This is a genomic window from Duganella sp. 3397, from assembly GCF_031456625.1.
Taxonomy (GTDB): Bacteria; Pseudomonadota; Gammaproteobacteria; order Burkholderiales; family Burkholderiaceae_D; genus Rugamonas; species Rugamonas phyllosphaerae.
Map to the genome: position 1 here is coordinate 164,344 of NZ_JAVDVB010000006.1, position 23,364 is coordinate 187,707.

A 23,364-nucleotide genomic window follows, 5' to 3' on the forward strand; every position below is an offset into this window, starting at 1 on the left:
TTACTGCTCCTTGATACGGGCATCTTCCACGCGCGATTCGTTCAGGCGCCAGGAGATAAAGGATTTCAGGGCCAGCGTCACCAGGGCCAGCAAGGCCAGCAGGGACGCCACGGCAAAGGCTGCGGCAAAGTTGTATTCGTTGTAGAGAATTTCCACTTGCAGCGGCATGGTGTTGGTCTCGCCACGGATGTGGCCGGACACCACCGACACCGCGCCGAACTCGCCCATGGCCCGGGCATTACACAAAATCACGCCGTACAACAGGCCCCACTTGATGTTGGGCAGCGTCACGCGGCGGAAGGTATTCCAGCCCGAGGCGCCCAGCACGATGGCCGCTTCCTCTTCCTCGTTGCCCTGCGCCTGCATCAACGGAATCAGCTCACGCGCCACGAACGGGAACGTCACGAAAATGGTGGCCAGCACGATGCCCGGCACCGCGAACAAAATCTTGATGTCATGCTTGTACAGCCACTCGCCGAACCAGCCCTGGGCGCCGAACAGCAGCACGTAGATCAGGCCCGAAATCACCGGCGAGACCGAGAACGGCAAGTCGATCAGGGTGAGCAAAAAGCTTTTGCCGCGGAACTCGAACTTGGCGATACACCACGAGGCGGCGACACCGAACACCAGGTTCAGCGGCACGGCAATCGCGGCCGTGATCAGGGTCAGCTTGATGGCCGAGATCGCGTCTTCCTCGACGATGGCCGACACGTACGCTTGCCAGCCCTTGCGGAATGCTTCGGCAAACACGGCCACGAGCGGCACGAACAGGAACACAGTGAGGAACAGCAGCGCGATGGCAATCAGCACGTTGCGCACCCAGCGCGGCTCGAGGGTTTGCGGCGCCGATGGCAGTTCGCCACGACGCACAGGAGTAGGAACACCGCTCATTATTTACCCGACTTTCCGCGAGCCCAGGCTTGCAAGAGATTGATACCCAACAGCATCAAGAACGACACCACCAGCATCACCACCGCGATCGCGGTAGCGCCGGCATAGTCGTACTGTTCGAGCTTGGTGATGATGAACAGCGGCGTAATTTCCGACACCATCGGCATATTGCCGGCAATGAAAATCACCGAGCCGAACTCGCCGGTGGCGCGCGCGAATGCCAGCGCGAAACCGGTCATCAAGGAAGGGAGAATGGTCGGGAACACCACGCGGGTAAAGGTCTGGAAGGCATTCGCGCCCAGGCTGGCCGCTGCCTCTTCCAGCTCGCGTTCGGCGTCTTCCAGCACCGGTTGCACGGTGCGCACCACGAACGGCAAGCCGATAAAGGTCAGCGCCACCACCACGCCCAGCGGCGTGAACGCCACCTTGATGCCGAGCACGCCTTCGATGAACTGGCCGAACCAGCCATTGGCCGAATACAGCGCGGTCAGGGTGATACCGGCCACAGCGGTGGGCAAAGCGAACGGCAAGTCCACCAGCGCGTCGACGAAGCGCTTGCCTGGAAATTCGTGGCGCACCAGCACCCAGGCCACGATGCCACCAAAAATGACGTTGATGAAAGCGCCGATCAGCGACGCGCCAAACGTCAGCCGGTACGAGGCCATCACCCGGTCGGAGGTGACGGCCGCGATAAAGCCTTCCCAGGTCATGGTGAAAGTCTTGAGGAAAATCGCCGACAGCGGGATCAGGACGATCAGCGCCAGGTAAAAGATGGTGAACCCGAGCGAGAGCCGGAAGCCGGGCATCACGCGGAAAGGCGCACCCCGTGCGGCAACTGGCGCCGCGCCGGGGGCTGTGAGGACTGCTGACATTGACGCTCCCTTATTACAAAAACTTCTATAAGGGCTGCATAATCTCACTTGTCCTTCATTCTACAAACGAAGCAATTTTTATTTAGTTAGATCAATCAGCTATAACGATCAGCTTTCAGGATCAGCTTTTTATGAGTTTGAAGGCCACGGTGACCAGGGTCAGCGCCAGCAAGCCGCGCAGCAGCTTCTCCGGCACGGCGCGCGCCACGTAAGCGCCGAGGGTAATGCCGGGCAGGGAACCGACCAGCAGCGCCAGCAGCAGGTTCCAGTCGATGGAGCCGAGCCACCAGTGCCCGACCGCCGCAATCGCAGTCAGCGGCACGGCGTAAGCGATGTCGGTACCGGCCACCTCCGCCGGGGTCAGGCGCGGATACAGCATCACCAGCAAGGTGGCGCCAATGGCGCCGGCGCCGATCGAGGAAATGGTGACCAGCACGCCCAGCACCGCACCGGAGACGATGGTGGCGGTAGCGAGCGACTTGCCCTGCAACTGGCGTTCGGGATGGGCGGTGATCCAGGCCAGCATCTTGCGCTTGAACAGCAAGGCGACCACGGTGAGCAGCACCGAGCCGGCGATCATGTAGCGGATGATCTGGCCGATGTCCTGGCTGAGGGTGCCAAAATGCTTGAGCCAGAAACTGGCCAGCACGGCGGCCGGCAAGGCGCCGATGCACAGGCGGCGCACGATATCCCAGTGCACCGTGCCGCGCAGGCGGTGGGTAACAGTGCCCACGCCCTTGGTGATCGAGGCGAAAGCGAGGTCGGTGCCCACGGCCACGGCAGGCGATACGCCAAACAGCAGGGTCAGCAACGGCGTCATCAAGGAGCCGCCGCCAACGCCGGTCATGCCGACCAGCAGGCCAACCGCGAACCCCGATACAACAAAAGATGCATCCATGCAAAAATCCCCAAAGTAAGCCGCAGAGTACCTACTTTAGGGAAATTATCATACAACAGCGTCGTTATTTGCTTATGCGCTTATTTATTCGGCTGCGGCGTCACGCGCAGGTAGGGGCGCGCGGCCGTAAAGCCTTTCGGATACTTTTGCTTCAACACTTCCGGGTCTTGCACGGTCAGCGGAATGATGACGTCGTCGCCGTCCTTCCAGTTGCCAGGAGTGGCCACGGTGTAGCCGTCGGTCAGCTGCAGGGCGTCGATCACGCGCAGTACTTCGTCGAAGTTGCGGCCAGTGCTCATCGGGTAGGTCAGCGACAGCCGCACTTTCTTGGCCGGGTCGATCACGAACAGCGTGCGCACGGTGGCGGTGGTGGACGCGTTCGGGTGAATCATGTCGTACAGCGACGAGACCGAGCGGTCTTCGTCGGCAATGATCGGGAAGCCGACCACGGTGTCCTGGGTCTGCTCGATGTCGCTGATCCAGGCCGCGTGTTTTTCAGCCGGATCGACCGACAGCGCAATCGCCTTGACGTTGCGCTTGTCGAATTCAGGTTTCAGCTTGGCGGTCAGCCCCAGCTCGGTGGTGCAGACCGGCGTAAAGTCGGCCGGGTGGGAGAACAGCACCACCCAGGAGTCACCTGCCCATTCGTGGAACTTGAGCTTGCCAATCGAAGAATCTTGCTCGAAATCGGGGGCGGTGTCGCCCAGTCGTAAAGTCATCGTCGTCTCCTGAAGGAGGACCCATGCAGTGGGTCCGGGACTGCGTATTGTGCGCTTGTTCTGCCCAAAGATACAACACCGGGGCAGTTGGCGCCCGGCTTACTTCGGCTGGTAGATCTGGTCGAACACGCCGCCATCGGCGAAGTGGACCTTCTGCGCTTTGCTCCAGTCGCCGGCCACGTCGGCAATCGTGAACAGCTTGACGGCCGGGAACTGGCTGGCGTATTTCTTCGCTTCCTTCGCCACTGCCGGACGGTAGTAATTCTTGGCGATGATTTCCTGCGCGGCATCGGTGTACAGGAAGTTCAGGTAAGCCTCGGCCACCTTGCGGGTGCCGCGCTTGTCCACCACCTTGTCGACCACGGCCACCGGCGGCTCGGCCAGGATCGAGACCGATGGTGCGATGATGTCGAACTTGGTCGGGCCCAGTTCCTTGATCGCCAACAGCGCTTCGTTTTCCCAGGCAATCAGCACGTCGCCGATCCCGCGTTCGACGAAGGTGGTGGTGGCGCCCCGGGCGCCCGAGTCCAGCACCGGCACGTTTTTATACAGCTTGCCGAGGAAATCGCGGGCCGACGCTTCGGTCCCGCCCGGCTGGCGCAGCGCGTAGCCGTAGGCGGCCAGGTGGTTCCAGCGGGCGCCGCCCGAGGTTTTCGGATTCGGGGTGATGACGGCGATGCCTGGCTTGACCAGGTCGTTCCAGTCCTTGATGCCTTTGGGATTGCCCTTGCGGACCAGGAACACGATGGTGGAGGTGTACGGGGTGCTGTTGTGCGGCAGCTTTTTCTGCCAGTCCGGCGACAGCAACTTTTTCTCGGCGATGGCGTCGATGTCGTACGCCAGCGCCAGCGAGACCACGTCCGCTTCCAGCCCGTCGATCACGGCGCGGCCCTGCTTGCCCGATCCGCCGTGCGACTGCTTGATCTTGACGTTGTCGCCGGTCTTGGCTTTCCAGTCCTTGGCAAAGGCGGCGTTCACGTCCGCATACAGCTCGCGCGTAGGATCGTACGACACGTTGAGCAAGGAAATGTCTGCAGCGAACGATGGCGCGGCGGTGACAACGGTGGTCGCGGCCAGGATGGCAGCGGCAATAATTTTTTTGGACAGCATCGACATCCCCTGGTTGTGAAGGCTCCCAGATTACTGCTGTCCTTTATAAATGAGAACTAAGCTTTTAGCAGTTCAATATACCGCAATCTTATATAGGGATCTCAGTAGAAACGAGTGAACAACACCACGCCCCAGGTCGCTGCCGCCAGCAGGCACGCCAGCAAAACGGCCGCGCTGCCGAAATCCTTGGCATTTTTCGACAAAGGGTGGCGCTCGAGCGAAATCCGGTCCACCACCGCCTCGATTGCCGAGTTGATCAGTTCGACGATCAGGATCAGCACCATCACCGCGATCAGCACCAGTTTTTCGAACGCCGAGATGCGCAGCGCCAGCGCGATGGCGGTAGCGACAATGAACAGCACCAGTTCCTGGCGGAATGCGTGTTCATGACGCCAGGCAGACTTGAGGCCATCCATCGAATAGAAAAATGCCGAAAAGATCCGTTTCAGGCCGCTTTTGCTCTTGAACTCGCTCACTGGTTCCATGTTTTGGGGACTGTGTAAAAAGATAAGATTATGCATCAAGTGCCCTTTGTTTTCACATTATGGTATAAAGTAAATATCGAATTTACTGCACCGCACCAACCGCATGATGAAAGCAGAGACACCTACCGAACAAAAGACCACCATCCAGGTCATCGACCGCATGATGGCCTTGCTCGACGCGCTGGCGGGTTACCCGGATCCGGTCAGCCTCAAGGAATTGTCCAAGGTCTCGGGATTGCATCCGTCCACCGCCCACCGCATCCTCAACGACATGGTGGTCACGCGGTTTGTCGACCGCATCGAGCCGGGCACTTACCGGCTCGGCATGCGCTTGCTGGAACTGGGCAACGTGGTCAAGAGCCGGCTGTCGGTGCGCGAAGCGGCGCTCGACTTCATGCGCGCGCTGCACAAGAAAACCCAGCAGACCATCAACCTGTCGGTGCGCCAGGGCGACGAGATCGTCTATATCGACCGGGCGTTCTCCGAGCGTTCGGGCATGCAGGTGGTGCGCGCCATCGGTGGGCGCGGGCCGCTGCACCTCACCTCCACCGGCAAGCTGTTCCTGTCGGTCGATGAGCCCAAGGCCATCCGCGCGTATGCCACGCGTACCGGGCTGGCCGGCCATAACAAGAATTCGATCACGGATTTGTCCAAGCTCGAGCGCGAACTGAGCCTGGTGAAGTCACGCGGCTACGCGCGCGACAATGAAGAACTGGAACTGGGCGTGCGGTGCATGGCTGCCGGCATCCGCGACGACAGTGGAAAACTGATTGCCGGGCTGTCGATCTCGGCGCCGGCCGACCGCTTGCAGGAAGACTGGCTGGAAGACCTGGTGGTCACCGCCAACCAGATCTCCGCCACCCTCGGTTACATGCCGGTGGAATAAACCGGGGCGCTGCCGGCGCCGATGTTGAGCGTGGCTGGCTTGAGTGCTTCGATCCATTTGCGGATACGGCCGGCATCGGCCACCCGCGACTGGGTGCCCTTGGAATCCAAAAACACCATTATCACGGAACGGCCTTCGATCACCGCTTGCATCAGCAGGCAGCGGCCGGCTTCGTTGATGAAACCGGTTTTTTGCAGGCCGATCGACCAGTCCGGGTTGGCGACCAGGCGATTGGTGGTGCCGAACTGCATCGGACGGCCATTGGCTTCGACGATGGCGTTGGCGTCGGTGGAGAACTGGCGCAGCATCGGGTGCTCGTAAGCAGCCATGGCCAGCTTGGCCAGGTCGCGCGCGCTGGCCACATTCATTTTCGACAGGCCGCTGGAATCGACGTAATGGGTGTCGCTCATGCCCAGTTCGCGCGCCTTGGCGTTCATCGCTTCGACAAACGCAGGCTTGCCACCCGGATAGTTGCGGCCGAGTGCCGAAGCGGCGCGGTTTTCCGAACTCATCAGGGCGATATGCAGCATATTGGCGCGGGTGAGCTGGGCGCCCACGCGCAGGCGCGAGCTGCTGAACTTGGCGCGGTCGACATCCTCGTCGGTAACAGTCAGCACTTCGTCCATGTCCTGCTCGGCTTCCACCACGACCAGCCCGGTCATCATCTTGGTGATCGAGGCGATCGGCAAGGCGATGTTGGAATTCTTTTCGAACAGCACTTCCGAATTGGCCTGGTCGAGCACCAGCGCCACGTTCGATTTCAGGTCGAGTGGATCGCGGGTAGCGGACAGGCCGGCCAGGTCGCCCATGGTGGCAAACGCCGGGGCGGCCGTGATCAGGCGCTGGTAGCTGACTTTCTTGCGGCCGTTGACGCGGGTAATGCGCTTGACCACGCGGCCTTCCACCCGGGGGGCGGACAGGCGTACGGTCTGGCGGGCCTTGACCTTTTTGACTTGGGCTTTCTTGGACGCGGCAGATTGCGCCGTGGCAGCTTGCGCAACACTGGCCGTGGTCAGGCCGGCAGAGGCAAACATCAGCGAAATGACGGCACTGAGCGCTAGTTTATACATTCATTTCCCCAAGAAGAACCAACAAAATTCACAAATCGATCGTTGCAGTGTAGCAAAACCCTGTGCCAGCGCAAGCAAAATTGTCCTTGCTGACCACAATGGTTGCGGATCCGCCATATGCGTTTCACAACTTGTGTTCAAACAGACATCAGGAGATAAATTTAACAAATTCTTCGAGCGCCATGCGCTCGGTTACCAGGGTGTTCTCGATCTTGCCCGGATCGGCATAGCCGAGCGCCATGCCACAGACCACCATTTCATTGTCGGGCAGCGCCAGCTGGGCTGCGATCACCCGATGATACTGGGTAAACGCGGCCTGTGGACAAGTATCGAGGCCACGGCCACGGGCGGCCACCATCACGCTTTGCAGGAACATGCCGTAGTCGAGCCAGGAACCCTGCGCCATCACGCGGTCGATGGTGAAGATCAGCCCCACTGGCGCGCCGAAGAAATCGTAATTCTTGCCGTGCTGGGCAGCCATGCCGGCCTTGTTCTCGCGCGTGAGGCCCAGCAGCGCGTACAGGTCCCAGCCCACCTTGCGGCGGCGGTCGATGAACGGCGACTTCCACTCGGTTGGGTAATAAGCGTATTCCTCGGTATGCTGGCGCGCCTGCTCCGGGTCGTTGTGCAGGGCCAGGATGGCGGCGGACAGCGCCTGCTTCGCTTGGTCTTGCAGTACATACACCTTCCACGGCTGGGTATTGGTGCCCGAAGGCGCCCTGCCCGCCACCTGCAGAATCTGCTCGATGTCTGCGTGGGCGACCGGCTGCGGCAAATACGCGCGGATCGAGCGGCGCGACGTGATGGCGGCGTCCACCGCCTGTTGTTCCGGAGTCGTCATGGTGCTCCTTATTTTGATTTACTGACTACAAAAAATACCCCGGCCACAGCCAGCGCCATGCCAACGATGCCGAGGGCGTTGAATGCTTCGCCGAACATCAGCCACGCCATCAGGGCGGTGGTCGGTGGCGTCAGGTACAGCAGGCTGGTGACCTGGGTGGCGTCGCTGCGCCGGATCAGCGCGAACAGCAGGAAAATGGCGCCGATCGACACCGCCAGCACGGCCCAGGCCAGGGCGCCGATGAAGTGCGCCGTCCACCGCACCGCAGCAAAGTCCGGCCCCAATCCTTCCAAAACGATAGCCAGCGGCAAGATCACGACAGTGGACGCGGCAAACTGGATCACGGTACCGGTGCGCAAATCGAATTGCGGGCAATAACGTTTCTGGTACAAGGTGCCGACCGTGATCGACACCAGCGCCAGCACGCACAGGGCAATGGCTGCAAACGACAACCCCACCAGCTCGATCTTGGCAGCCACCACCAGCGCCACCCCGGCTATGCCGAACAGCAATCCCAGCCACTGGCGCGGACGCACGGTTTCGCCAACCAGCGGCGCGGCGAAGGCGGTCAGGATCGGTTGCATGCCGACAATCAGGGCCGACAGTCCGGCCGGCATGCCGAGCTTGATCGCGCACCCCACGCCGCCCAGGTAGCCGGCGTGCAGCAACACCCCCGCCAGCGCGATGTGCATTACCTTGCCATGTGGCCAGGGAGCACGCAACAGCAGGACCATCGGCGCCAGGATCGCCAGCACGCACAAAAACCGCAGCACGATGAAGGTCAGCGGCGGCGCATAGGGCAGGCCGAACTTGGCGACGATGAAGCCTGTGCTCCACAAAAAGACGAAAAACAACGGTACCGGGGACAGAAACGAGGCCGGGCCGGAGACCGGTGCTGCAGAGGAAGCGTCAGGCATATCAAGTTACTATCAGTTTAGTAGAGGCTCGGCAATGCCGAACAGGTGCTCGTCGAGTCTAGCACGGGACTAGCGGCCTCATGGGGAGAAGCCGCCGCAGGCCGCTGGTGGTGCGGTTCTGCACGGATATACACTTGCAAGGACACCAATAACCGACAGTCGTTTCCCTTACCAGAAAATAACACTCATGCCTTGATGCAACGCACAAAAAATCGCTTGACTTAATTTTTGAAGACCGTAAAATCGGTCTTGTTGCGTTGCACAATTTGTGATTCGGTCTGAAACGTGGATGACTGCATTCTGGTCTGTTCTGGTCGTTTCGCACCGACAGTAAAAACAGTAAGAAACCTCATTCAAAGCCCTATTTTCTGGAGAGTTATATGTTTTCGATCCCTGAGCAATTTTCCAATGCGACCAAAGCGAACTTCGAAGCCCAGTTCGCTATCTTCTCGGCACTGACCAACAAAGCGTTCGAAGGCGTAGAAAAACTGGTTGACCTGAACCTGACCGCCGCCAAGGCATCGCTGGAAGAGTCGTCGAACACCGCCAAGCAACTGCTGTCGGCCAAAGATCCCCAAGAATTCTTCGCGCTGGCTTCCGCTCAAGCCCAGCCAACCGCTGAAAAGACCATGGCTTACAGCCGTCACCTGGCCACCATCGCCACCAGCACAGGCGCCGAGTTCAGCAAAGCTGCCGAAACCCAAATCGCCGAAACCAACCGCAAAGTCATTTCGCTGGTGGAAGAAGTGAGCAAGAACGCCCCGGCTGGCAGCGAAAACGCCATCGCCATGTTCAAATCGGCCATCGGCAACGCCAACGCCGGCTACGAGCAAATGACCCGTACCGCCAAGCAGGCCGCCGAGTCGATCGAAACCAACCTGAACCAGGCCGTCAGCCAGTTCACCGCTGCCGCCGCCAAGGCCGCCCCAGCGCGCAACTGATCAAGCAGCAACCTCCTGTCGTTCTTCACGGACGACCTTGAAAGCCTCGGATTCCGAGGCTTTTTTTTCGCCCCCCCACTTCGGGGTCAGTGCCGACATTTAGACACGAACCCATCACTACAACGACCAATACCGTGCGGTTAAGTTCAATAATGTCCGAATGTCGGCACTGACCCCGAAGCTTACGAAGCTCGAAGCTTACTCGCTGACCCCGAAGCTTACTCGCCCAGGTAGGCGGCTTTGACGCGCGGGTCGTCGAGCATGGCACTGGCCTGGCCGGTCATGGTGATGGTGCCGGAGTCCATCACGTAACCGCGGTGGGCCGCCTGCAGCGCCAGCTTGGCGTTCTGCTCCACCAGCAGCACGGTGATGCCCTCGGCCGAGACGTTGCGGATCACTTCGAAGATCTTGTCCACCATGATCGGTGACAGGCCCATCGATGGCTCGTCGAGCAACAGCAATTTCGGATGCGACATCAGCGCGCGCGCCATCGCCAGCATTTGCTGCTCGCCGCCGGACAGGGTGCCGGCCAGCTGCTGCGCCCGTTCCTTCAGGCGCGGGAAAACGTCGAACCACTTGGCCACATCCGACTCGATACCAGCCTTGTCGTTGCGGGTGAAGGCGCCCATCATCAGGTTTTCCTCGATGGTCATGCGGGTGAACACGCCCCGCCCTTCCGGCACCATGGCCAGCTTCTTTTCCACCAGGTGGAAGGACTTGGCGCCCTTCATCGACTCGCCCTGGTAGGTGATGGTCCCTTCGACCTTGCACTCCGGCAGCGTGCCGGTGATGGCTTTCAGCGTGGTGGTCTTGCCGGCGCCGTTGGCGCCGATCAGGGCCACCAGCTCGCCCTGGTTCACTTCCAGGTCGATGCCCTTGACCGCCTTGATGCCGCCGTAGGCAACCTTGAGCCCGGAGATCTTTAAAACATTCGTATTCGCTAAACCACTCATTAGTGCGATCCTCCGAGGTAGGCGTCGATCACCGCCTTGTTGCTCTGTATTTCCGCCGGCAGGCCTTCGGCAATCGGCTTGCCGTATTCCAGCACCATCAGCCGGTCGCACAGCGCCATCATCATCTTGACGTCGTGCTCGATCAACAGCACGGTCTTGCCCTGCTGCTTGATCTTGATGAGCAGCTCGCGCAGCGCCAGTTTTTCGGTGGCGTTCATGCCGGCGGCCGGTTCGTCCAGCGCCAGCAATTGCGGATCGGTGGCCAGCGCACGGGCAATTTCCAGGCGGCGCTGATCGCCGTACGACAGGAACCGCGACGTGCGGTTGGCAAACTTGCCGATACCGACGAAATCGAGCAGTTCCTGGGCGCGGGCGCGGATCGACGCCTCTTCCTCGCGCGCGGCCTTGTGACGGAAAATGGCGCCGAACACGCCCTGCTTCGAGCGCACGTGGCGCCCCACCATCACATTTTCCAGCGCCGTCATCTCGCCAAATAAACGGATGTTCTGGAAGGTGCGGGCAATGCCGGCCTTGGCCACCTCGTGCGGGGCGGACGGCGAGTACGGCTTGCCGGCCAGCTCGAAGGTGCCCGTATCTGGCTGGTACAGGCCGGTAATCACGTTGAAGAACGTGGTCTTGCCGGCGCCGTTGGGGCCGATCAGGCCGTAGATCTGGCCCTGCTTGATGGTGATGCCCACGTCGGTCAGCGCCTGCAGGCCGCCGAAGCGTTTATTCACGCCGGCGATATTCAAAATGGTTGGCTGCTCATTCATGGTTGCACTCCTCAAGCGGCGACGGTGTCGGACGATTTATCTTTGGTGTCCGAGTCGTGGTCGGGACGGTCTTCGTGCTTGGGCGACGGCCACAGGCCGGCCGGACGGTACAACATCATCAGCACCAGCGCCAGGCCATACAGCAGCTGGCGCAGCACTTCTGCTTCGATCACGACGTGGCCGAACAGCTTCTGTTGCAGCGGCTCCACCACGTGGCGCAGCACTTCCGGCAGCGAGGCCAGCAGCGCACCACCGAGGATCACGCCCGGGATATGGCCGATGCCGCCCAACACCACCATCGCCAGCACGGCGATCGATTCGGTCAGCGAGAACGACTCGGGCGACACGAAGCCCTGGAACGCGGCAAACATGGCGCCAGCGACGCCGCCGAACGACGCCCCCATCGAGAACGCCAGCAGCTTGACGTTGCGGGTGTTGATGCCCATGGCCTTGGCGGCGATCTCGTCTTCGCGGATCGCCACCCAGGCGCGGCCCAGGCGCGAGTGCTGCAAGCGTGCGGTCACAAACACGATCACCACGCACAGCAGCAGGAACAAATAGTAGTAGGCATTGACCGACGGCATCGCAAAATCGCCGAGCATGACGGTGGCGCGCGAGCCGGCCTCGCCAGCGAGGTTGACACCGAACACGCGGATCGGGTCGATCATGTTGATGCCCTGCGGTCCGTTGGTGAAATTGATCGGTTCGTTCAAGTTCATCATGAAGATACGGATGATCTCGCCAAAGCCCAGGGTCACGATGGCCAGGTAGTCGCCACGCAGCTTGAGCGTGGGCGCGCCCAGCAGTGCACCGAACAGGCCGGCCGTGACCGCCGCGATCGGCACGATGGCCCACACCGACAGGTGAATGCCATTCTGCTGGATCTCCGGGCCGAGCACGGCAACCAGGCTGTTGGCCAGGGCCGGATACTCATAGATCATCGATTCGAGCAAGGTGGCGAACTGCGGCGAGGCCAGCAGCCCTGTCACGTACGCGCCCACCGCGAAGAACGCGATGTAGCCAAGGTCGAGCAGGCCGGCAAAGCCGACCACGATATTTAAACCCAGCGCCAGCATGATGTACAGCAGCGCCATGTCGATGATGCGCACCCATGAATTGCCGAACTGGGCGGCGAAGAACGGGAAAATCAGCAAGCCGATCAGCAGCACCGCCATGCTGGCGTAAGCCTTGCGCGGGTTGCGTGACTTATCAAAACTCAGGATAGCCATGGTATTCCCCTTAGGCGCGGTCGGCCACGCGCTCGCCCATGATGCCGGACGGCCGCACGGTGAGCACCAGGATCAGCACCACGAAGGCGAAGATGTCCTGGTAGTGGCTGCCGAGGAAGCCGCCGGTCAGGTCGCCGATATAGCCGGCGCCCAGGCTTTCCACCAGCCCCAGCACGATGCCGCCGATCATGGCGCCGTAGATGTTGCCGATGCCGCCCAGCACGGCCGCGCAGAACGCTTTCAGACCGGGCAAGAAGCCCATGGCGAACTGGATCGAGGCATAGTTGGCGCCCCACATCACGCCAGCGACAGCAGCGAGCGCTGCGCCCAGTGCAAACGTCAGCACGATGACCTTGTTGGAATCGACGCCCATCAGGCCGGCCACGCGCGGGTTTTCGGCCGTGGCGCGCATGGCGCGGCCCATCTTGGTTTTTTCCACCAGCAGCACCAGGCCGACCATCGAGGTGGCAGCGAGCACCAGCAGCAGGATCTGGGTCTGCGAGATCAGCGCGCCGGCGATCATCACCGGTTCCGGCGAGAGCAGTTGCGGGAACGGCAGCGGGTTGCGGGTCCAGATCATCATGGCGATCGTCTGCAGCAGGATCGACACGCCAATCGCGGTAATCAGGGGCGCCAAGCGCGGCGCGTTGCGCAGTCGTCGGTAAGCGACCCGCTCGATCAGCACGTTGACGATCATGCACACGGGAATCGCGCCGCCGATGGCAATCGCCAGCTTGATATAGCCGGGCATCTCGGGCGCGTACTGGTTGAGCAGGTTGAGAATGGTGAGACCGGTCATGGCGCCGATCATCAGGACGTCGCCGTGGGCGAAATTGATGAGGTTGAGCACGCCGTACACCATGGTGTAACCGAGCGCGACCAGTGCGTACATGCTGCCGAGCACCAGCCCATTGATAATTTGTTGGATAAGGGTATCCATGGAGAACCTTTACTATGTTATGCCTGCACCACGTAACAAAAACGGCACCCGGAAAGCAAGTTCCCGTAGTGCCGCAGTTGGCTACGTATTCGTCATGCAAGTTTCGTACCAAAAATATTGATTAAAGACGAAACGACAAGCTTTTAAAAGCGAGGCAATGATAGCGAGATTCTGGAAAAACTAACAGCGGAATAACTGAGCAGTTGCTGAATTAAATTCCGCTGCTGTTGAGGCCGTCTTTACAGAACGCCCTGGACTGGTGCAAGCTTGGGACCATCGAGGCCCTTGGGCAGCGGAAAGGTCACCGATTCTTCCACGCCATCGAGCGGACGCACGCTGCGCACGCCGCACTCTTTCAACCGCGAGATTACCGCCTCCACCAGCACTTCGGGCGCCGAGGCGCCGGCAGTGACGCCCACGCGCAGCTTGCCGTCGAGCCAGGCCGGGTCGATCTGCGAGGCGTTATCGACCATGTAGGCGGGCGTGCCCATCTTTTCGGCCACTTCGCGCAGGCGGTTGGAGTTGGAGCTGTTGGGGCTGCCCACCACGATCACCAGTTCCACCTGCGGCGCCATGAACTTGACGGCTTCCTGGCGGTTGGTGGTGGCGTAGCAGATGTCGCCCTTCTTCGGCTCGATGATCGCCGGGAACTTGCGCTTGAGCGCGGCGATAATTTCAATGGTGTCATCGACCGACAGCGTGGTCTGCGACACGTAGGCCAGTTGGTCGGGCTTGGTCACCACCAGGTGTTCGACGTCGTCCACGGTTTCCACCAGGTACATACCCTGATCGGTCTGGCCCATGGTGCCCTCCACTTCGGGGTGGCCCTGGTGGCCGATCATGATGATCTCGCAGCCCTGCTTGCGCATCTTGGCCACTTCCACGTGGACCTTGGTCACCAGCGGGCAGGTGGCGTCGAAAATCGACAGGCCGCGCGACTCGGCCTCGGCCCGCACCGCGCGCGAGACGCCGTGCGCCGAGAACACCAGCGTATTGCCGGCCGGGACATCGTCGAGGTCTTCGATGAAGATCGCGCCCTTGGCGCGCAGGTCGGCCACGACATAGGCGTTGTGGACGATTTCGTGGCGCACGTAGATCGGCGCGCCGAACTGGTTCAGCGCGCGCTCGACGATTTCAATGGCGCGGTCGACGCCGGCGCAAAAGCCGCGCGGCTGGGCCAACAGGATTTCTTTATCGCTCATGGTTCAGTCCTCATGGTTCAGTCTTCACAGCACCGAGATCAGGTTCACTTCGAATTTCAACGGCTGGCCAGCCAGCGGGTGGTTGAAATCGAATAAACAGGTTTCCGTACCGAGCTCGCGCAAGATGCCGGCAAAGCGGCCGCCACCGGGCGCGGCAAAATCCACCAGGTCGCCGATCTTGTAGTCGGCATCGGGCGCCGAGTTGGCGTCGAGCGTGGCGCGCGAGACTTCCCGTATCAGTTCCGGGTTGCGCGGACCGAAGCCCACGCCAGGTTCGAGCTCGAAGGTCTTGTGCGTGCCTTCCGGCATGCCGAGCAGCAGTTCTTCGAGCACCGGCGCCAATTGCCCCTGGCCCAGCATCAGCGTGGCCGGCGTGCCGCCAAAAGTGGTGACGATATCTTTGCCATCCACGGAGGCCAGGCGGTAATGCAGGGTGAGATAGGCCGACGGGGTGACGACAGGTTGCTCGTTAGACATGACGTGAATTCGGTAAGCTGACAAAGGCTGTATTGTAAGCCACCTTGCCTGATTCGGCCCGGTCACCTGGTCAGGTACGCGATATTGCCTGCGCAAACTATAATCGGCCCCATGGCGCATCAATTCAAATATCCGATTTTTGCCACGCTACTCAAGTGGTTTGCCCTGTCATGCCTGATCGGCGTGCTGGCCGGCGCTGCCTCGGCCGCATTCCTGCTCGCGCTCGACGCGGTCACGCAGTGGCGCGGCCAATATCGCTGGCTGATCTGGCTGTTGCCGGTGGCCGGTTTCGCGGTGGCGTGGCTGTACCGGCGCTTTGGCGCCGGCAGCGACGCCGGCATTAATTTGCTGATCAACGAAACCCGTGTGCCCACGAAAACCATCCCGCTGCGCATGGCGCCGCTGGTGTTGTTCGGCACCCTGGCCTCGCACCTGTTCGGCGCGTCGGTCGGGCGCGAGGGTACGGCGGTGCAGATGGGCAGCGCCTTGTCCGACCAGCTGAGCAAACTGTTCAAGGTGAGCGATCACACCCGCACCGTGATCATCACGGCCGGCATGGCAGCCGGCTTCGCCTCCGTGTTCGGCACGCCGGTTGCTGGCGCCATCTGGGGCATCGAGGTGGTGGCGATCGGCGGCATGGCCGCCAGCGCCCTGCTGCCCTGCCTGCTGTCGGCCGTGGTCGCGCACTTCGTCACGCTGGGCCTGGGCGCCCACCATATGCATTACGCCGCTGGCGCCATGCCGGCGCTGGGCTGGCTGCCGTTGCTGTTGGTGGCCGTGGCCGGCGTGGCGTTCGGCCTGGCGGCGCGGGCGTTCAGCGGCGCGATCCGTGGCTTCTCCAGCTTGTTCAAGCGCTGGGTGTCCAACAGCCTGCTGCGCCCGGTCATCGGCGGCGTGGCGATCGTGATTTTTGCCATGACAGTGAGTAGCGCCGACCGCTACCTGGGCCTGGGCTTGCCGGTGCTACAGCAAGCGTTCTCGGGCCAGGTGGCGCCTCAGGATTTCCTGGTCAAGCTGGTCATGACCGCCTGGTCGATCGCCAGCGGCTTCAAAGGCGGCGAGGTGACGCCGCTGTTTTTTGTGGGCGCCACGCTCGGCCACGTACTGGCGCCCCTGCTGCAGCTCCCGCCACCGTTCCTGGCGGCCGTTGGGCTGGCCGCCGTGTTCGCCGGTGCGTCGAACACGCCGCTGGCCTCCACCATCATCGCTATCGAACTGTTCGGCTTCGACATCGCCGCGTACGCAGCTGTGGGCTGCGCGGTCAGCTACCTGGTTTCTGGGCGCCACGGCATTTATGCCGCGCAGCGCCTGCTCTATCCAAAACCGGGCTAACAACCTGTCCCGGCAGGAACCGAAGCGCTGATCACACGCACCGGCAGCGCCTCGCCCTGCCGCGAGCGGCGCTAACCGCCGCACGCTTGATATGCGCCGGTTCGGCGCTGCGCCTGCTGCGCATAATGGCCAGACCATCCGCGCGGAGAATCCCGATGACGATCAACCAGTGGCCGAAACACCAGCGTCCGCGCGAGCGCCTGATCCGTGATGGCGCCGGCGCGCTGTCCGATGCGGAATTGCTGGCAATCTTCCTGCGCGTGGGCGTGCGTGGCAGCGACGCGGTCCAGTTGGGTCAGCAGGCCATGCACCACTTCGGTTCCCTGCAACGACTATTCGGCGCAACCCTGCTCGAGTTCTCGGCAATTAACGGCATGGGACCGGCCAAGTTCGCCCAGCTGCAGGCGGTGATGGAACTGGCCCGGCGCGCCATGCTCGAGGAGCTGCGCAACCCCACTACGCTGGGCTCGCCGCAAGCGGTCAAGCAATACCTGCGGCTGCTGTTCAATGGCCGCACCTTCGAATCGTTCTACGTGCTGTTCCTCGACGTCAAAAACCGCCTGGTCGATGTGAAGGAATTGTTTCGCGGTACCTTGACCCACACCAGTGTGTATCCACGCGAGGTAGTCAAGGAAGCGCTGGCGCGCAATGCCGCCAGCATCATGTTGGCCCACAACCATCCGTCGGGCACGCAAGACCCGAGCGAGGCCGATTTACGGCTCACCAGGGCCCTGGTGCAGGCGCTGGCGCTGGTCGATATCCGCATCCTCGATCATTTTGTGGTGGCCGGGCAGCACGTCCATTCGTTCGCCGAGCACGGACAATTATAGGTTTACCCCTGTTGGCTCAAGGGTTTACGCGCAATTGTTAAATTTTACCAGATGCATATGACACCATTGTTTTTCACAAGTCATTGAATATCCTAAGTTTTTTGGATATACTCTCGTTTTTCCAATTGTGGAATGTCTTTTAAGGAGTGCGTTATGGCACGTGTTTGCCAAGTTACTGGGAAGAAGCCGATGGTCGGCAACAATGTTTCCCACGCAAACAACAAAACCAAACGTCGTTTCCTGCCTAACCTGCAGAACCGTCGTATTTTTGTTGAATCTGAAAACCGCTGGGTCTCCCTGCGTCTGTCCAACGCTGGTCTGCGCGTAATCGACAAGGTCGGCATCGATGCCGTTCTGACCGACATGCGTGCCCGTGGCGAAAAAGTCTAATTAGGGAGCTACCATGGCAAAAACTGGCCGCGACAAAATCAAGCTGGAATCGACCGCAGGTACTGGTCACTTCTACACCACCACCAAGAACAAGCGCACCATGCCTGCTAAAATGGAGATCATGAAGTTCGATCCTAAAGCACGCAAGCACGTCGCTTACAAAGAAACCAAGATCAAGTAATTGATCGCCGTTTCCTGAAAAACCACCCTCGGGTGGTTTTTTTTCGTCTCCGACGTTGTATCGGGACGAAAAAAACCCCGCATGATGCGGGGCCTTTGTTACCAGCAGCGATCGCTCAAGCGTAGCTGCGCAACCGCAGCGAGAACTCCTGCAGTGACTTGATGCCCGACGCTTCGGCGCGGTTGCACCAGTCTTGCAGCTTGTGCAGCAGCTGCTCGCGGGTGAAGTGCGAACGCTCCCAGATCACGCCCAGCTCCACGCGCATGGTGTGCATGGTTTCCAGCGCCTTGCTGTGCTGGAACAGCTCGATCAGCTGCTCCTGCTGCGGCGCCGCCAGCTTGCCCGGTTCGCGCTGCAACAGCTTGCGCGACGAACGCAGGAAGCGCGATTCGAGCTGGGCCTTCTCTTTTAGGTGCTCGCGCTCTTCCTTCCAGGCCGATTTGACCGACTTGGCGTACTTGGCCATCACGTCGTAACGGTTGGCAATGACGGACGCCAGGGTGTCGAAGTCCGCTTCCATTTTGCCCTTGGCAAACTTGGGCTCCGGTGCGCGGCGCTTGACCTTGGCCAGGCCGACGATTTCCAGCGCGCGGATATACGCCCAGCCGATGTCGAACTCGTACCACTTGGACGACAGCTTGGCCGACGTGGCAAACGTGTGGTGGTTGTTGTGCAATTCTTCGCCACCGATCAGGATGCCGAACGGGATGATGTTGGTGGCCGCATCGCTGCAATCGTAGTTGCGGTAGCCCCAGTAGTGGCCGATGCCGTTGATGATGCCGGCAGCGGTGACCGGAATCCACATCATCTGCACGGCCCACACGCTGATACCGATCACGCCGAACAGGGCGAAATTAATGAAAAACAGCGCAACCACGCCCGAAGCCGAAAAGCGCGTGTACAGGTTGCGCTCGATCCAGTCGTCAGGCGTGCCATGACCGTACTTTTCCATGGTTTCCAGGTTTTTCGATTCGGCGCGATACAGTTCGGCGCCTTCCCAGAATACTTTTTTGATGCCACGCGTGACCGGGCTGTGCGGGTCTTCTTCGGTATCGCACTTGGCGTGGTGCTTGCGGTGGATTGACGCCCACTCCTTGGTGACCTGGCCCGTGGTGAGCCACAGCCAGAAACGGAAGAAATGGCTGGGGATCGCATGCAACTCGAGCGCACGGTGCGCCTGGTGGCGGTGCAGATAAATCGTCACGCTGGCGATGGTGATGTGAGTCACGATCAGCGTGTAAAAAAACACTTCCCAGGCACTCAGGCGGGTAACACCATTAGCCAGAAAATCCAGTACAGCGTGTAAACTCAAGCTCATTCTCCAAAAGAGGCCTGCCATGCAACGAGGCGGAACCGCCAACATTGCAGGTTAAAACAGGCGCAAAAAGTCAATCTGTCTCATGCACAGTACGTCATTGTACGATGATTTAACGCCGAGTTGACGATCTTGGTCCAACCGGCCCTGACTAAGTTTTCGGCACGGTCGTGCTTTCTACCGGCAACATCGCATCGGGCAGGGTGCCGAGGATGCGCATTTCTCGCTGCGGGAATGGCACGGAAATCTGGTTTTCCTTGAGCGCGCGCCAGATCGCGCGGTTGACATCCGACGTCACACCACCGCGGCCGTTTTCCGGATCGCTGATCCAGAAACTCAGTTGCAGGTCGAGCCCGTCAGCCCCAAAGCTGAGCAAGGTGGCCGATGGTCCCTTGTCCTTGAGCACGCGTGGCACGGTGCGCGCCGCCTCTTCCAGCAGCGCCAGTACCATGTCCACGTCGGTTTCATACGCCACCGAGACCTTGGTCGCAATATTGACCATGCTGTTGGTCAGCGACGAGTTCTGCACCGCGCCCGACACCAGCATTTCGTTCGGCACGATCGACTCCATGCCGTCCAGGCCCTGCAACACCGTGTAGCGCGTGTTGATTTGCGTAACGCGGCCGCTGAATTTGTCGACCGTGATCATGTCGCCGATGGTGAGACTACGGTCGAGCAAGATCACGAAGCCCGACACGTAGTTGCTGGCAATCTTTTGCAGGCCGAGACCGAGACCCACACCGAGCGCACCGCCGAACACCGACAGCACGGTGAGGTCGATTCCCACCAGCGACAGGCTCAGCAGCACAGCGACGAGGATCAGCACGGCGCGCGCGGTGCGCGACACCACCACCCGCAGGTTGGTGTGCATGCCCTGCATTTTCATCAGCCACTCTTCGAGCGCGGTACCGGCCCACAGCGCCAGCATCAACAGCACCACCACCGAGATGGCGGCCTGCAAAATGTCGGCGATGGTGACCTTGTACTTACCCAGCGGCAAGAAGGTGTGATCGAGAAAATAGAATACTTCGTCCCACATGCCGGTGATGTAGAGCACGTAAGCGGCCCACACCAGCAACTGGAACAGTTTTTCGAACGAGACCATGCCAGGGCTGACCTCGCGATGACGCGCGAACACGCGGCGCAAGATATAGAAGGTGAAGCGGATCGCCGCCAGCGCGCCGAAGATCGGCATGGCCACGTTGATCAGGTTGGTGTGCGGCATGTATTGGCGCAACACCAGGCGCGATATCCACAGCAAACACATGATGGCCAGCGGCCCCATCACGCTGCCGAAACTTTCGACGCCGAAGCGGGCCACGTTGCCCTGGTTTTCATTGCGCCCGAAACGGGTACGCAACATCCTGGCCAGGGTCCAGCCCAACACGATGGAAGCAACGATGGCGCCCAGTTGCCACACCAGCAAAATATTCTTGAAGTCGCCGGTAATGTCGTCGATCAGTTTAAGCAGCGGCTGTTGTGGTGTCATCGTGGGATCTGTGGTGTGGTATTGGAACCCGCAAAGCAAAGGGGTCGGACCCCGTGCGGGGTCCGACCCCAGAGGGGGCTGTGCGGGGTATAAAAGTTACTCTTCTTCTGCTTCGTCTTTCACCGGCACGACCTTCTTGGCCATCGGCTTGCGCTCGAAAACGGCAGCGAAGAAGCCATCGGTCTGGTGCTTGTGCGGCAGCAGTTTGAGGAAGTCGCCCATGTCCAGGTCGATCTTCTGCTCGGCCAGCACTTTGCTCATCGGTACCAGCTCGAAGTCCGGGTGGGCTGCCAGGAACTGGTTGGCGATGAAGTCGTTCTCTTCGTCGAGGAAGCTGCAGGTGGCGTACACCAGGCGGCCGCCGCCCTTGAGCAGGCGCGCGGCGCCGTCCAGGATCGCGGCTTGCTTGACCTGCATTTCAGCGACAGCGCTTTCCTGCTGGCGCCATTTCACGTCCGGGTTGCGGCGCAGGGTACCGAGGCCCGAGCACGGCGCATCGACCAGCACGCGGTCGATCTTGCCGGCCAGGCGCTTGATCTTGGCGTCGCGCTCGTGCGCGATCAGCACCGGGTGCACATTGGACAGGCCGCTGCGCGCCAGGCGCGGCTTGAGCTTGGCCAGGCGTTTTTCGGAAACGTCGAACGCGTACAGGCGGCCGGTGTTGCGCATGGTCGCGCCCAGTGCCAGCGTCTTGCCGCCGGCGCCGGCGCAAAAGTCCACCACCATTTCGCCGCGCTTGGCGCCGACCACGGCCGACAGGATCTGGCTGCCCTCGTCCTGCACTTCGATATGGCCGTCCTTGAACAACGGCAGGTTTTGCAGCTGCGGCTTTTGCAGCACGCGCAGGCCCAGCGGCGCGAACGGCGTGGGCGTGGCGCGGATCGGCGCTTCGGCCAGGGTAGCGATGACGTCGTCGCGGTTCGCCTTGATGGCGTTCACGCGCAGGTCCAGCGGCGCCGGCTGGTTCATGCCATCGGCCAGCAGCAGGGTTTCTTCTTCGCCCATTTGCGCCACCAGCTTGTCGAACAGCCACTTGGGCATGTTCGATCGGCTCGACTTGTGCATCACCTTGCGGTCGATTTGCAAAATGCGCTCGACCCACTGCACTTCATCGTCGGTCAGACCACCCAGCGACTCGACACCAACGGCGTCGGCCATGCCCAGCAAGGTCAGGCGACGCATGGTGGCGCCACCGCCCGCCTCGGAGAAATCGGTATAAAACGATTTGTTGCGCAGCACGTTGTACACGCACTCGGCAACGGCGCCGCGTTCACGGCCGCCCAGGCGCGGGTGGTCTTTGAAATAGCGCGACAGGGTGGTATCGGCTGGCGCGGCAAAGCGCAAAATCTCGCGCAACACTTCTTCGGCGTTGGCGAGTATCGCTGGAGGCAATCTCATGGAAATCCTTGGTTAATATGTCTGCTGTGTTTCTGCGGTCTACGATGCTTCGAGGACCCGGGTATGTTCTTGCACCATCGTCAGCTTGCCTGCCAGGACATCGCGCACGGCCTGCGGGTACAGCTTGTGTTCTTCGACCAGCACCCGTGCCGACAGCGTATCGGGCGTATCACCGGGCAACACCGGCACTTTTGCCTGCGCCACGGCCGGACCATGGTCCAGTTCGGCGGTAACGAAATGCACGGTCGCGCCGTGTTCGGTCACGCCCGCAGCTAGCGCCTGCGCATGGGTGTGCAGGCCCGGAAACAGCGGCAGCAGCGACGGGTGAATATTGAGCATGCGGCCGGCGTAATGATCGACGAAACCTGGCGTCAGGATGCGCATGAAGCCGGCCAGCACCACCAGGTCGGGGGCAAAGCCGTCGACAACGGTTTGCAGGGCGGCGTCGAACGCTTCGCGGCTGGCGTAATCCTTGTTCGAGACCACGGCTACAGCAATCCCATGCGCGGCGGCAAACGCGAGCCCGCCTGCATCGGCACGGTTAGCGATCACGGCGGCAATACGGGCCGGCCAACGCTCGGCCTGGGCCGCGCGCACGATCGCTTCCATGTTGCTTCCGCGACCTGAAATGAGGATGACGATGTTTTTCATAGGCCGACATTGTACCTTGTCCACACGGACCGGACCAGAAAATGCCGCCTCGACGCGGTCAAATGTTGCAGCGCAGCAGTAATCAGCGCGCGAGCAACCGGTAGAGTCGCCTTACTCGAACGAGTAGAACACGCGGAACGGAACCTGCTTTTCAGCCCAGTAATCGGCCGCATCGCGGAAGACATCGAGCAGGGTTTCGCGCGCTTCCTTGTCAAATTTCTGGGCATTGGGCAATTGCTCGAGCACGACCAGGAAACCTTCCTGGTGACCGGCATTGGCCATGGTCGTGGTCAGCGTCTCGCGCAGACCGTCGAAATTCTTGCCTATACCCTTGGGAAACTGGAACGATTCGGCGATCAGGCCCAGCACCTGCTGCTTGGTGGCGCCGGCCTGCGGGTGCGCATACAGGAAGTGGTGGCCAAGGCGCGCGGCCTCCTCCTGCAATTCGACCACGCGGAAGGCGCGGATCGACTGCACCAGGTTGGCCGGCACGGTCATCAGCAATGTCTCGTTTCCCTCGATCTGACCAGGCATGTACGGTGTGTCCACTTTATTGTCGAGAGTGCCTAACTTG

At 60.9% G+C, this 23,364-nt stretch carries 26 protein-coding genes; 6 read left to right on the top strand and 20 right to left on the bottom strand.

Features of this window, described 5'->3' with window-relative positions:
- The 6 genes from cysW to J2X54_RS20610 all read right to left on the bottom strand — a co-directional run bounded on the left by cysW (window position 1) and on the right by J2X54_RS20610 (window position 4,975).
- On the bottom strand, window positions 1-891 hold the full coding sequence (cysW, locus tag J2X54_RS20585) for a sulfate ABC transporter permease subunit CysW (RefSeq protein ID WP_310183134.1): 891 nt from the start codon (window positions 889-891) through the stop codon (window positions 1-3).
- Window positions 891-1,763 (bottom strand): sulfate ABC transporter permease subunit CysT, encoded by an 873-nt coding sequence (gene cysT / locus J2X54_RS20590; RefSeq protein WP_310183136.1) that lies wholly within the window; start codon window positions 1,761-1,763, stop codon window positions 891-893. The genes cysW and cysT overlap by 1 nt, the downstream gene beginning before the upstream one ends.
- Before the next feature lie 121 nt (window positions 1,764-1,884).
- Window positions 1,885-2,661: a sulfite exporter TauE/SafE family protein gene (locus tag J2X54_RS20595; RefSeq protein ID WP_070249473.1), complete on the bottom strand. Its 777-nt coding sequence runs from the start codon at window positions 2,659-2,661 to the stop codon at window positions 1,885-1,887.
- Window positions 2,662-2,741: 80 nt separating this feature from the next.
- On the bottom strand, window positions 2,742-3,380 hold the full coding sequence (locus J2X54_RS20600) for a peroxiredoxin (RefSeq protein ID WP_070249474.1): 639 nt from the start codon (window positions 3,378-3,380) through the stop codon (window positions 2,742-2,744).
- A gap of 99 nt (window positions 3,381-3,479) precedes the next feature.
- Window positions 3,480-4,490 (bottom strand): sulfate ABC transporter substrate-binding protein, encoded by a 1,011-nt coding sequence (locus J2X54_RS20605; RefSeq protein WP_070249585.1) that lies wholly within the window; start codon window positions 4,488-4,490, stop codon window positions 3,480-3,482.
- A gap of 101 nt (window positions 4,491-4,591) precedes the next feature.
- Window positions 4,592-4,975, bottom strand: a complete 384-nt coding sequence (locus J2X54_RS20610) for a diacylglycerol kinase (protein ID WP_310183142.1) — start codon at window positions 4,973-4,975, stop codon at window positions 4,592-4,594.
- 106 nt (window positions 4,976-5,081) lie between these two features.
- On the opposite strand from J2X54_RS20610, the gene J2X54_RS20615 reads away from it, so the two are divergent.
- The gene (locus tag J2X54_RS20615) at window positions 5,082-5,861 is read left to right on the top strand and encodes an IclR family transcriptional regulator (protein ID WP_310183323.1); all 780 of its coding nucleotides are present in this window, start codon (window positions 5,082-5,084) and stop codon (window positions 5,859-5,861) included.
- Here J2X54_RS20615 and pbpG read toward each other — a convergent pair.
- The 3 genes from pbpG to J2X54_RS20630 all read right to left on the bottom strand — a co-directional run bounded on the left by pbpG (window position 5,843) and on the right by J2X54_RS20630 (window position 8,689).
- A complete protein-coding gene (gene pbpG, locus J2X54_RS20620) occupies window positions 5,843-6,931 on the bottom strand; it encodes a D-alanyl-D-alanine endopeptidase (RefSeq protein WP_310183143.1) in 1,089 nt (362 codons plus the stop codon). The two genes, J2X54_RS20615 and pbpG, sit on opposite strands and share 19 nt — an antisense overlap.
- Window positions 6,932-7,079: 148 nt before the next feature.
- Window positions 7,080-7,772: a nitroreductase gene (locus J2X54_RS20625; RefSeq protein WP_310183145.1), complete on the bottom strand. Its 693-nt coding sequence runs from the start codon at window positions 7,770-7,772 to the stop codon at window positions 7,080-7,082.
- An 8-nt stretch (window positions 7,773-7,780) separates the two neighbouring features.
- Window positions 7,781-8,689, bottom strand: a complete 909-nt coding sequence (locus J2X54_RS20630; protein ID WP_310183147.1) for a DMT family transporter — start codon at window positions 8,687-8,689, stop codon at window positions 7,781-7,783.
- A 380-nt stretch (window positions 8,690-9,069) separates the two neighbouring features.
- Between J2X54_RS20630 and J2X54_RS20635 the strand changes: the two genes are divergently transcribed.
- A complete protein-coding gene (locus J2X54_RS20635) occupies window positions 9,070-9,630 on the top strand; it encodes a phasin family protein (protein ID WP_070249478.1) in 561 nt (186 codons plus the stop codon).
- Between the two features lie 218 nt (window positions 9,631-9,848).
- Here the strand turns inward: J2X54_RS20635 and J2X54_RS20640 are convergent, their stop codons facing one another.
- The 6 genes from J2X54_RS20640 to J2X54_RS20665 all read right to left on the bottom strand — a co-directional run bounded on the left by J2X54_RS20640 (window position 9,849) and on the right by J2X54_RS20665 (window position 15,204).
- Window positions 9,849-10,583 carry an ABC transporter ATP-binding protein gene (locus tag J2X54_RS20640; protein ID WP_310183150.1) on the bottom strand — a complete coding sequence of 245 codons (735 nt, stop codon included), beginning with the start codon at window positions 10,581-10,583 and terminating at the stop codon, window positions 9,849-9,851.
- On the bottom strand, window positions 10,583-11,356 hold the full coding sequence (locus J2X54_RS20645) for an ABC transporter ATP-binding protein (RefSeq protein WP_070249480.1): 774 nt from the start codon (window positions 11,354-11,356) through the stop codon (window positions 10,583-10,585). Before J2X54_RS20645 ends, J2X54_RS20640 begins: the two co-directional genes overlap by 1 nt.
- An 11-nt stretch (window positions 11,357-11,367) precedes the next feature.
- On the bottom strand, window positions 11,368-12,585 hold the full coding sequence (locus tag J2X54_RS20650) for an ABC transporter permease subunit (protein WP_310183153.1): 1,218 nt from the start codon (window positions 12,583-12,585) through the stop codon (window positions 11,368-11,370).
- Window positions 12,586-12,595: 10 nt separating this feature from the next.
- Entirely contained in the window at window positions 12,596-13,525 is a 930-nt protein-coding gene (locus tag J2X54_RS20655; protein WP_310183156.1) for a branched-chain amino acid ABC transporter permease, read from the bottom strand.
- A gap of 239 nt (window positions 13,526-13,764) precedes the next feature.
- A complete protein-coding gene (gene ispH / locus J2X54_RS20660; protein WP_310183159.1) occupies window positions 13,765-14,727 on the bottom strand; it encodes a 4-hydroxy-3-methylbut-2-enyl diphosphate reductase in 963 nt (320 codons plus the stop codon).
- Window positions 14,728-14,751: 24 nt separating this feature from the next.
- Window positions 14,752-15,204 carry a peptidylprolyl isomerase gene (locus J2X54_RS20665; RefSeq protein ID WP_070249484.1) on the bottom strand — a complete coding sequence of 151 codons (453 nt, stop codon included), beginning with the start codon at window positions 15,202-15,204 and terminating at the stop codon, window positions 14,752-14,754.
- Between the two features lie 111 nt (window positions 15,205-15,315).
- On the opposite strand from J2X54_RS20665, the gene J2X54_RS20670 reads away from it, so the two are divergent.
- The 4 genes from J2X54_RS20670 to rpmG all read left to right on the top strand — a co-directional run bounded on the left by J2X54_RS20670 (window position 15,316) and on the right by rpmG (window position 17,937).
- The gene (locus J2X54_RS20670; RefSeq protein ID WP_310183163.1) at window positions 15,316-16,536 is read left to right on the top strand and encodes a chloride channel protein; all 1,221 of its coding nucleotides are present in this window, start codon (window positions 15,316-15,318) and stop codon (window positions 16,534-16,536) included.
- Window positions 16,537-16,691: 155 nt separating this feature from the next.
- On the top strand, window positions 16,692-17,366 hold the full coding sequence (radC, locus tag J2X54_RS20675) for a DNA repair protein RadC (protein WP_070249486.1): 675 nt from the start codon (window positions 16,692-16,694) through the stop codon (window positions 17,364-17,366).
- A gap of 153 nt (window positions 17,367-17,519) precedes the next feature.
- Complete coding sequence (gene rpmB / locus J2X54_RS20680; RefSeq protein WP_026637479.1) at window positions 17,520-17,756, top strand: 50S ribosomal protein L28; 237 nt, start codon at window positions 17,520-17,522, stop codon at window positions 17,754-17,756.
- 13 nt (window positions 17,757-17,769) lie between these two features.
- Window positions 17,770-17,937, top strand: a complete 168-nt coding sequence (gene rpmG, locus J2X54_RS20685; RefSeq protein ID WP_019922928.1) for a 50S ribosomal protein L33 — start codon at window positions 17,770-17,772, stop codon at window positions 17,935-17,937.
- 115 nt (window positions 17,938-18,052) lie between these two features.
- Here rpmG and J2X54_RS20690 read toward each other — a convergent pair whose 3' ends face one another.
- The 5 genes from J2X54_RS20690 to J2X54_RS20710 form a co-directional block, all read right to left on the bottom strand.
- A complete protein-coding gene (locus J2X54_RS20690; RefSeq protein WP_071651657.1) occupies window positions 18,053-19,255 on the bottom strand; it encodes a fatty acid desaturase in 1,203 nt (400 codons plus the stop codon).
- Between the two features lie 148 nt (window positions 19,256-19,403).
- The gene (locus J2X54_RS20695) at window positions 19,404-20,741 is read right to left on the bottom strand and encodes a mechanosensitive ion channel domain-containing protein (protein WP_310183170.1); all 1,338 of its coding nucleotides are present in this window, start codon (window positions 20,739-20,741) and stop codon (window positions 19,404-19,406) included.
- 96 nt (window positions 20,742-20,837) lie between these two features.
- The gene (locus J2X54_RS20700; protein ID WP_070249489.1) at window positions 20,838-22,139 is read right to left on the bottom strand and encodes an RsmB/NOP family class I SAM-dependent RNA methyltransferase; all 1,302 of its coding nucleotides are present in this window, start codon (window positions 22,137-22,139) and stop codon (window positions 20,838-20,840) included.
- Window positions 22,140-22,178: 39 nt separating this feature from the next.
- Window positions 22,179-22,790: a phosphoribosylglycinamide formyltransferase gene (purN, locus tag J2X54_RS20705; protein WP_070249490.1), complete on the bottom strand. Its 612-nt coding sequence runs from the start codon at window positions 22,788-22,790 to the stop codon at window positions 22,179-22,181.
- Window positions 22,791-22,901: 111 nt separating this feature from the next.
- Window positions 22,902-23,288 (bottom strand): barstar family protein, encoded by a 387-nt coding sequence (locus tag J2X54_RS20710; protein WP_070249586.1) that lies wholly within the window; start codon window positions 23,286-23,288, stop codon window positions 22,902-22,904.
- Window positions 23,289-23,364: the final 76 nt, after the last annotated feature.

Bases quoted from the DNA above. Each gene is read 5' to 3' on its own strand.
- J2X54_RS20695 (WP_310183170.1), bottom strand. From the start codon at position 20,741: ATGACACCACAACAGCCGCTGCTTAAACTGATCGACGACATTACCGGC.
- cysT (WP_310183136.1), bottom strand. From the start codon at position 1,763: ATGTCAGCAGTCCTCACAGCCCCCGGCGCGGCGCCAGTTGCCGCACGG.
- cysW (WP_310183134.1), bottom strand. From the start codon at position 891: ATGAGCGGTGTTCCTACTCCTGTGCGTCGTGGCGAACTGCCATCGGCG.
- J2X54_RS20710 (WP_070249586.1), bottom strand. From the start codon at position 23,288: ATGACCGTGCCGGCCAACCTGGTGCAGTCGATCCGCGCCTTCCGCGTG.
- J2X54_RS20630 (WP_310183147.1), bottom strand. From the start codon at position 8,689: ATGCCTGACGCTTCCTCTGCAGCACCGGTCTCCGGCCCGGCCTCGTTT.
- J2X54_RS20600 (WP_070249474.1), bottom strand. From the start codon at position 3,380: ATGACTTTACGACTGGGCGACACCGCCCCCGATTTCGAGCAAGATTCT.
- J2X54_RS20700 (WP_070249489.1), bottom strand. From the start codon at position 22,139: ATGAGATTGCCTCCAGCGATACTCGCCAACGCCGAAGAAGTGTTGCGC.
- J2X54_RS20615 (WP_310183323.1), top strand. From the start codon at position 5,082: ATGAAAGCAGAGACACCTACCGAACAAAAGACCACCATCCAGGTCATC.
- J2X54_RS20670 (WP_310183163.1), top strand. From the start codon at position 15,316: ATGGCGCATCAATTCAAATATCCGATTTTTGCCACGCTACTCAAGTGG.
- J2X54_RS20645 (WP_070249480.1), bottom strand. From the start codon at position 11,356: ATGAATGAGCAGCCAACCATTTTGAATATCGCCGGCGTGAATAAACGC.
- J2X54_RS20690 (WP_071651657.1), bottom strand. From the start codon at position 19,255: ATGAGCTTGAGTTTACACGCTGTACTGGATTTTCTGGCTAATGGTGTT.
- ispH (WP_310183159.1), bottom strand. From the start codon at position 14,727: ATGAGCGATAAAGAAATCCTGTTGGCCCAGCCGCGCGGCTTTTGCGCC.
- rpmB (WP_026637479.1), top strand. From the start codon at position 17,520: ATGGCACGTGTTTGCCAAGTTACTGGGAAGAAGCCGATGGTCGGCAAC.
- pbpG (WP_310183143.1), bottom strand. From the start codon at position 6,931: ATGTATAAACTAGCGCTCAGTGCCGTCATTTCGCTGATGTTTGCCTCT.
- J2X54_RS20605 (WP_070249585.1), bottom strand. From the start codon at position 4,490: ATGCTGTCCAAAAAAATTATTGCCGCTGCCATCCTGGCCGCGACCACC.
- J2X54_RS20610 (WP_310183142.1), bottom strand. From the start codon at position 4,975: ATGGAACCAGTGAGCGAGTTCAAGAGCAAAAGCGGCCTGAAACGGATC.
- J2X54_RS20655 (WP_310183156.1), bottom strand. From the start codon at position 13,525: ATGGATACCCTTATCCAACAAATTATCAATGGGCTGGTGCTCGGCAGC.
- radC (WP_070249486.1), top strand. From the start codon at position 16,692: ATGACGATCAACCAGTGGCCGAAACACCAGCGTCCGCGCGAGCGCCTG.
- J2X54_RS20625 (WP_310183145.1), bottom strand. From the start codon at position 7,772: ATGACGACTCCGGAACAACAGGCGGTGGACGCCGCCATCACGTCGCGC.
- J2X54_RS20635 (WP_070249478.1), top strand. From the start codon at position 9,070: ATGTTTTCGATCCCTGAGCAATTTTCCAATGCGACCAAAGCGAACTTC.
- purN (WP_070249490.1), bottom strand. From the start codon at position 22,790: ATGAAAAACATCGTCATCCTCATTTCAGGTCGCGGAAGCAACATGGAA.
- J2X54_RS20665 (WP_070249484.1), bottom strand. From the start codon at position 15,204: ATGTCTAACGAGCAACCTGTCGTCACCCCGTCGGCCTATCTCACCCTG.
- rpmG (WP_019922928.1), top strand. From the start codon at position 17,770: ATGGCAAAAACTGGCCGCGACAAAATCAAGCTGGAATCGACCGCAGGT.
- J2X54_RS20640 (WP_310183150.1), bottom strand. From the start codon at position 10,583: ATGAGTGGTTTAGCGAATACGAATGTTTTAAAGATCTCCGGGCTCAAG.
- J2X54_RS20650 (WP_310183153.1), bottom strand. From the start codon at position 12,585: ATGGCTATCCTGAGTTTTGATAAGTCACGCAACCCGCGCAAGGCTTAC.
- J2X54_RS20595 (WP_070249473.1), bottom strand. From the start codon at position 2,661: ATGGATGCATCTTTTGTTGTATCGGGGTTCGCGGTTGGCCTGCTGGTC.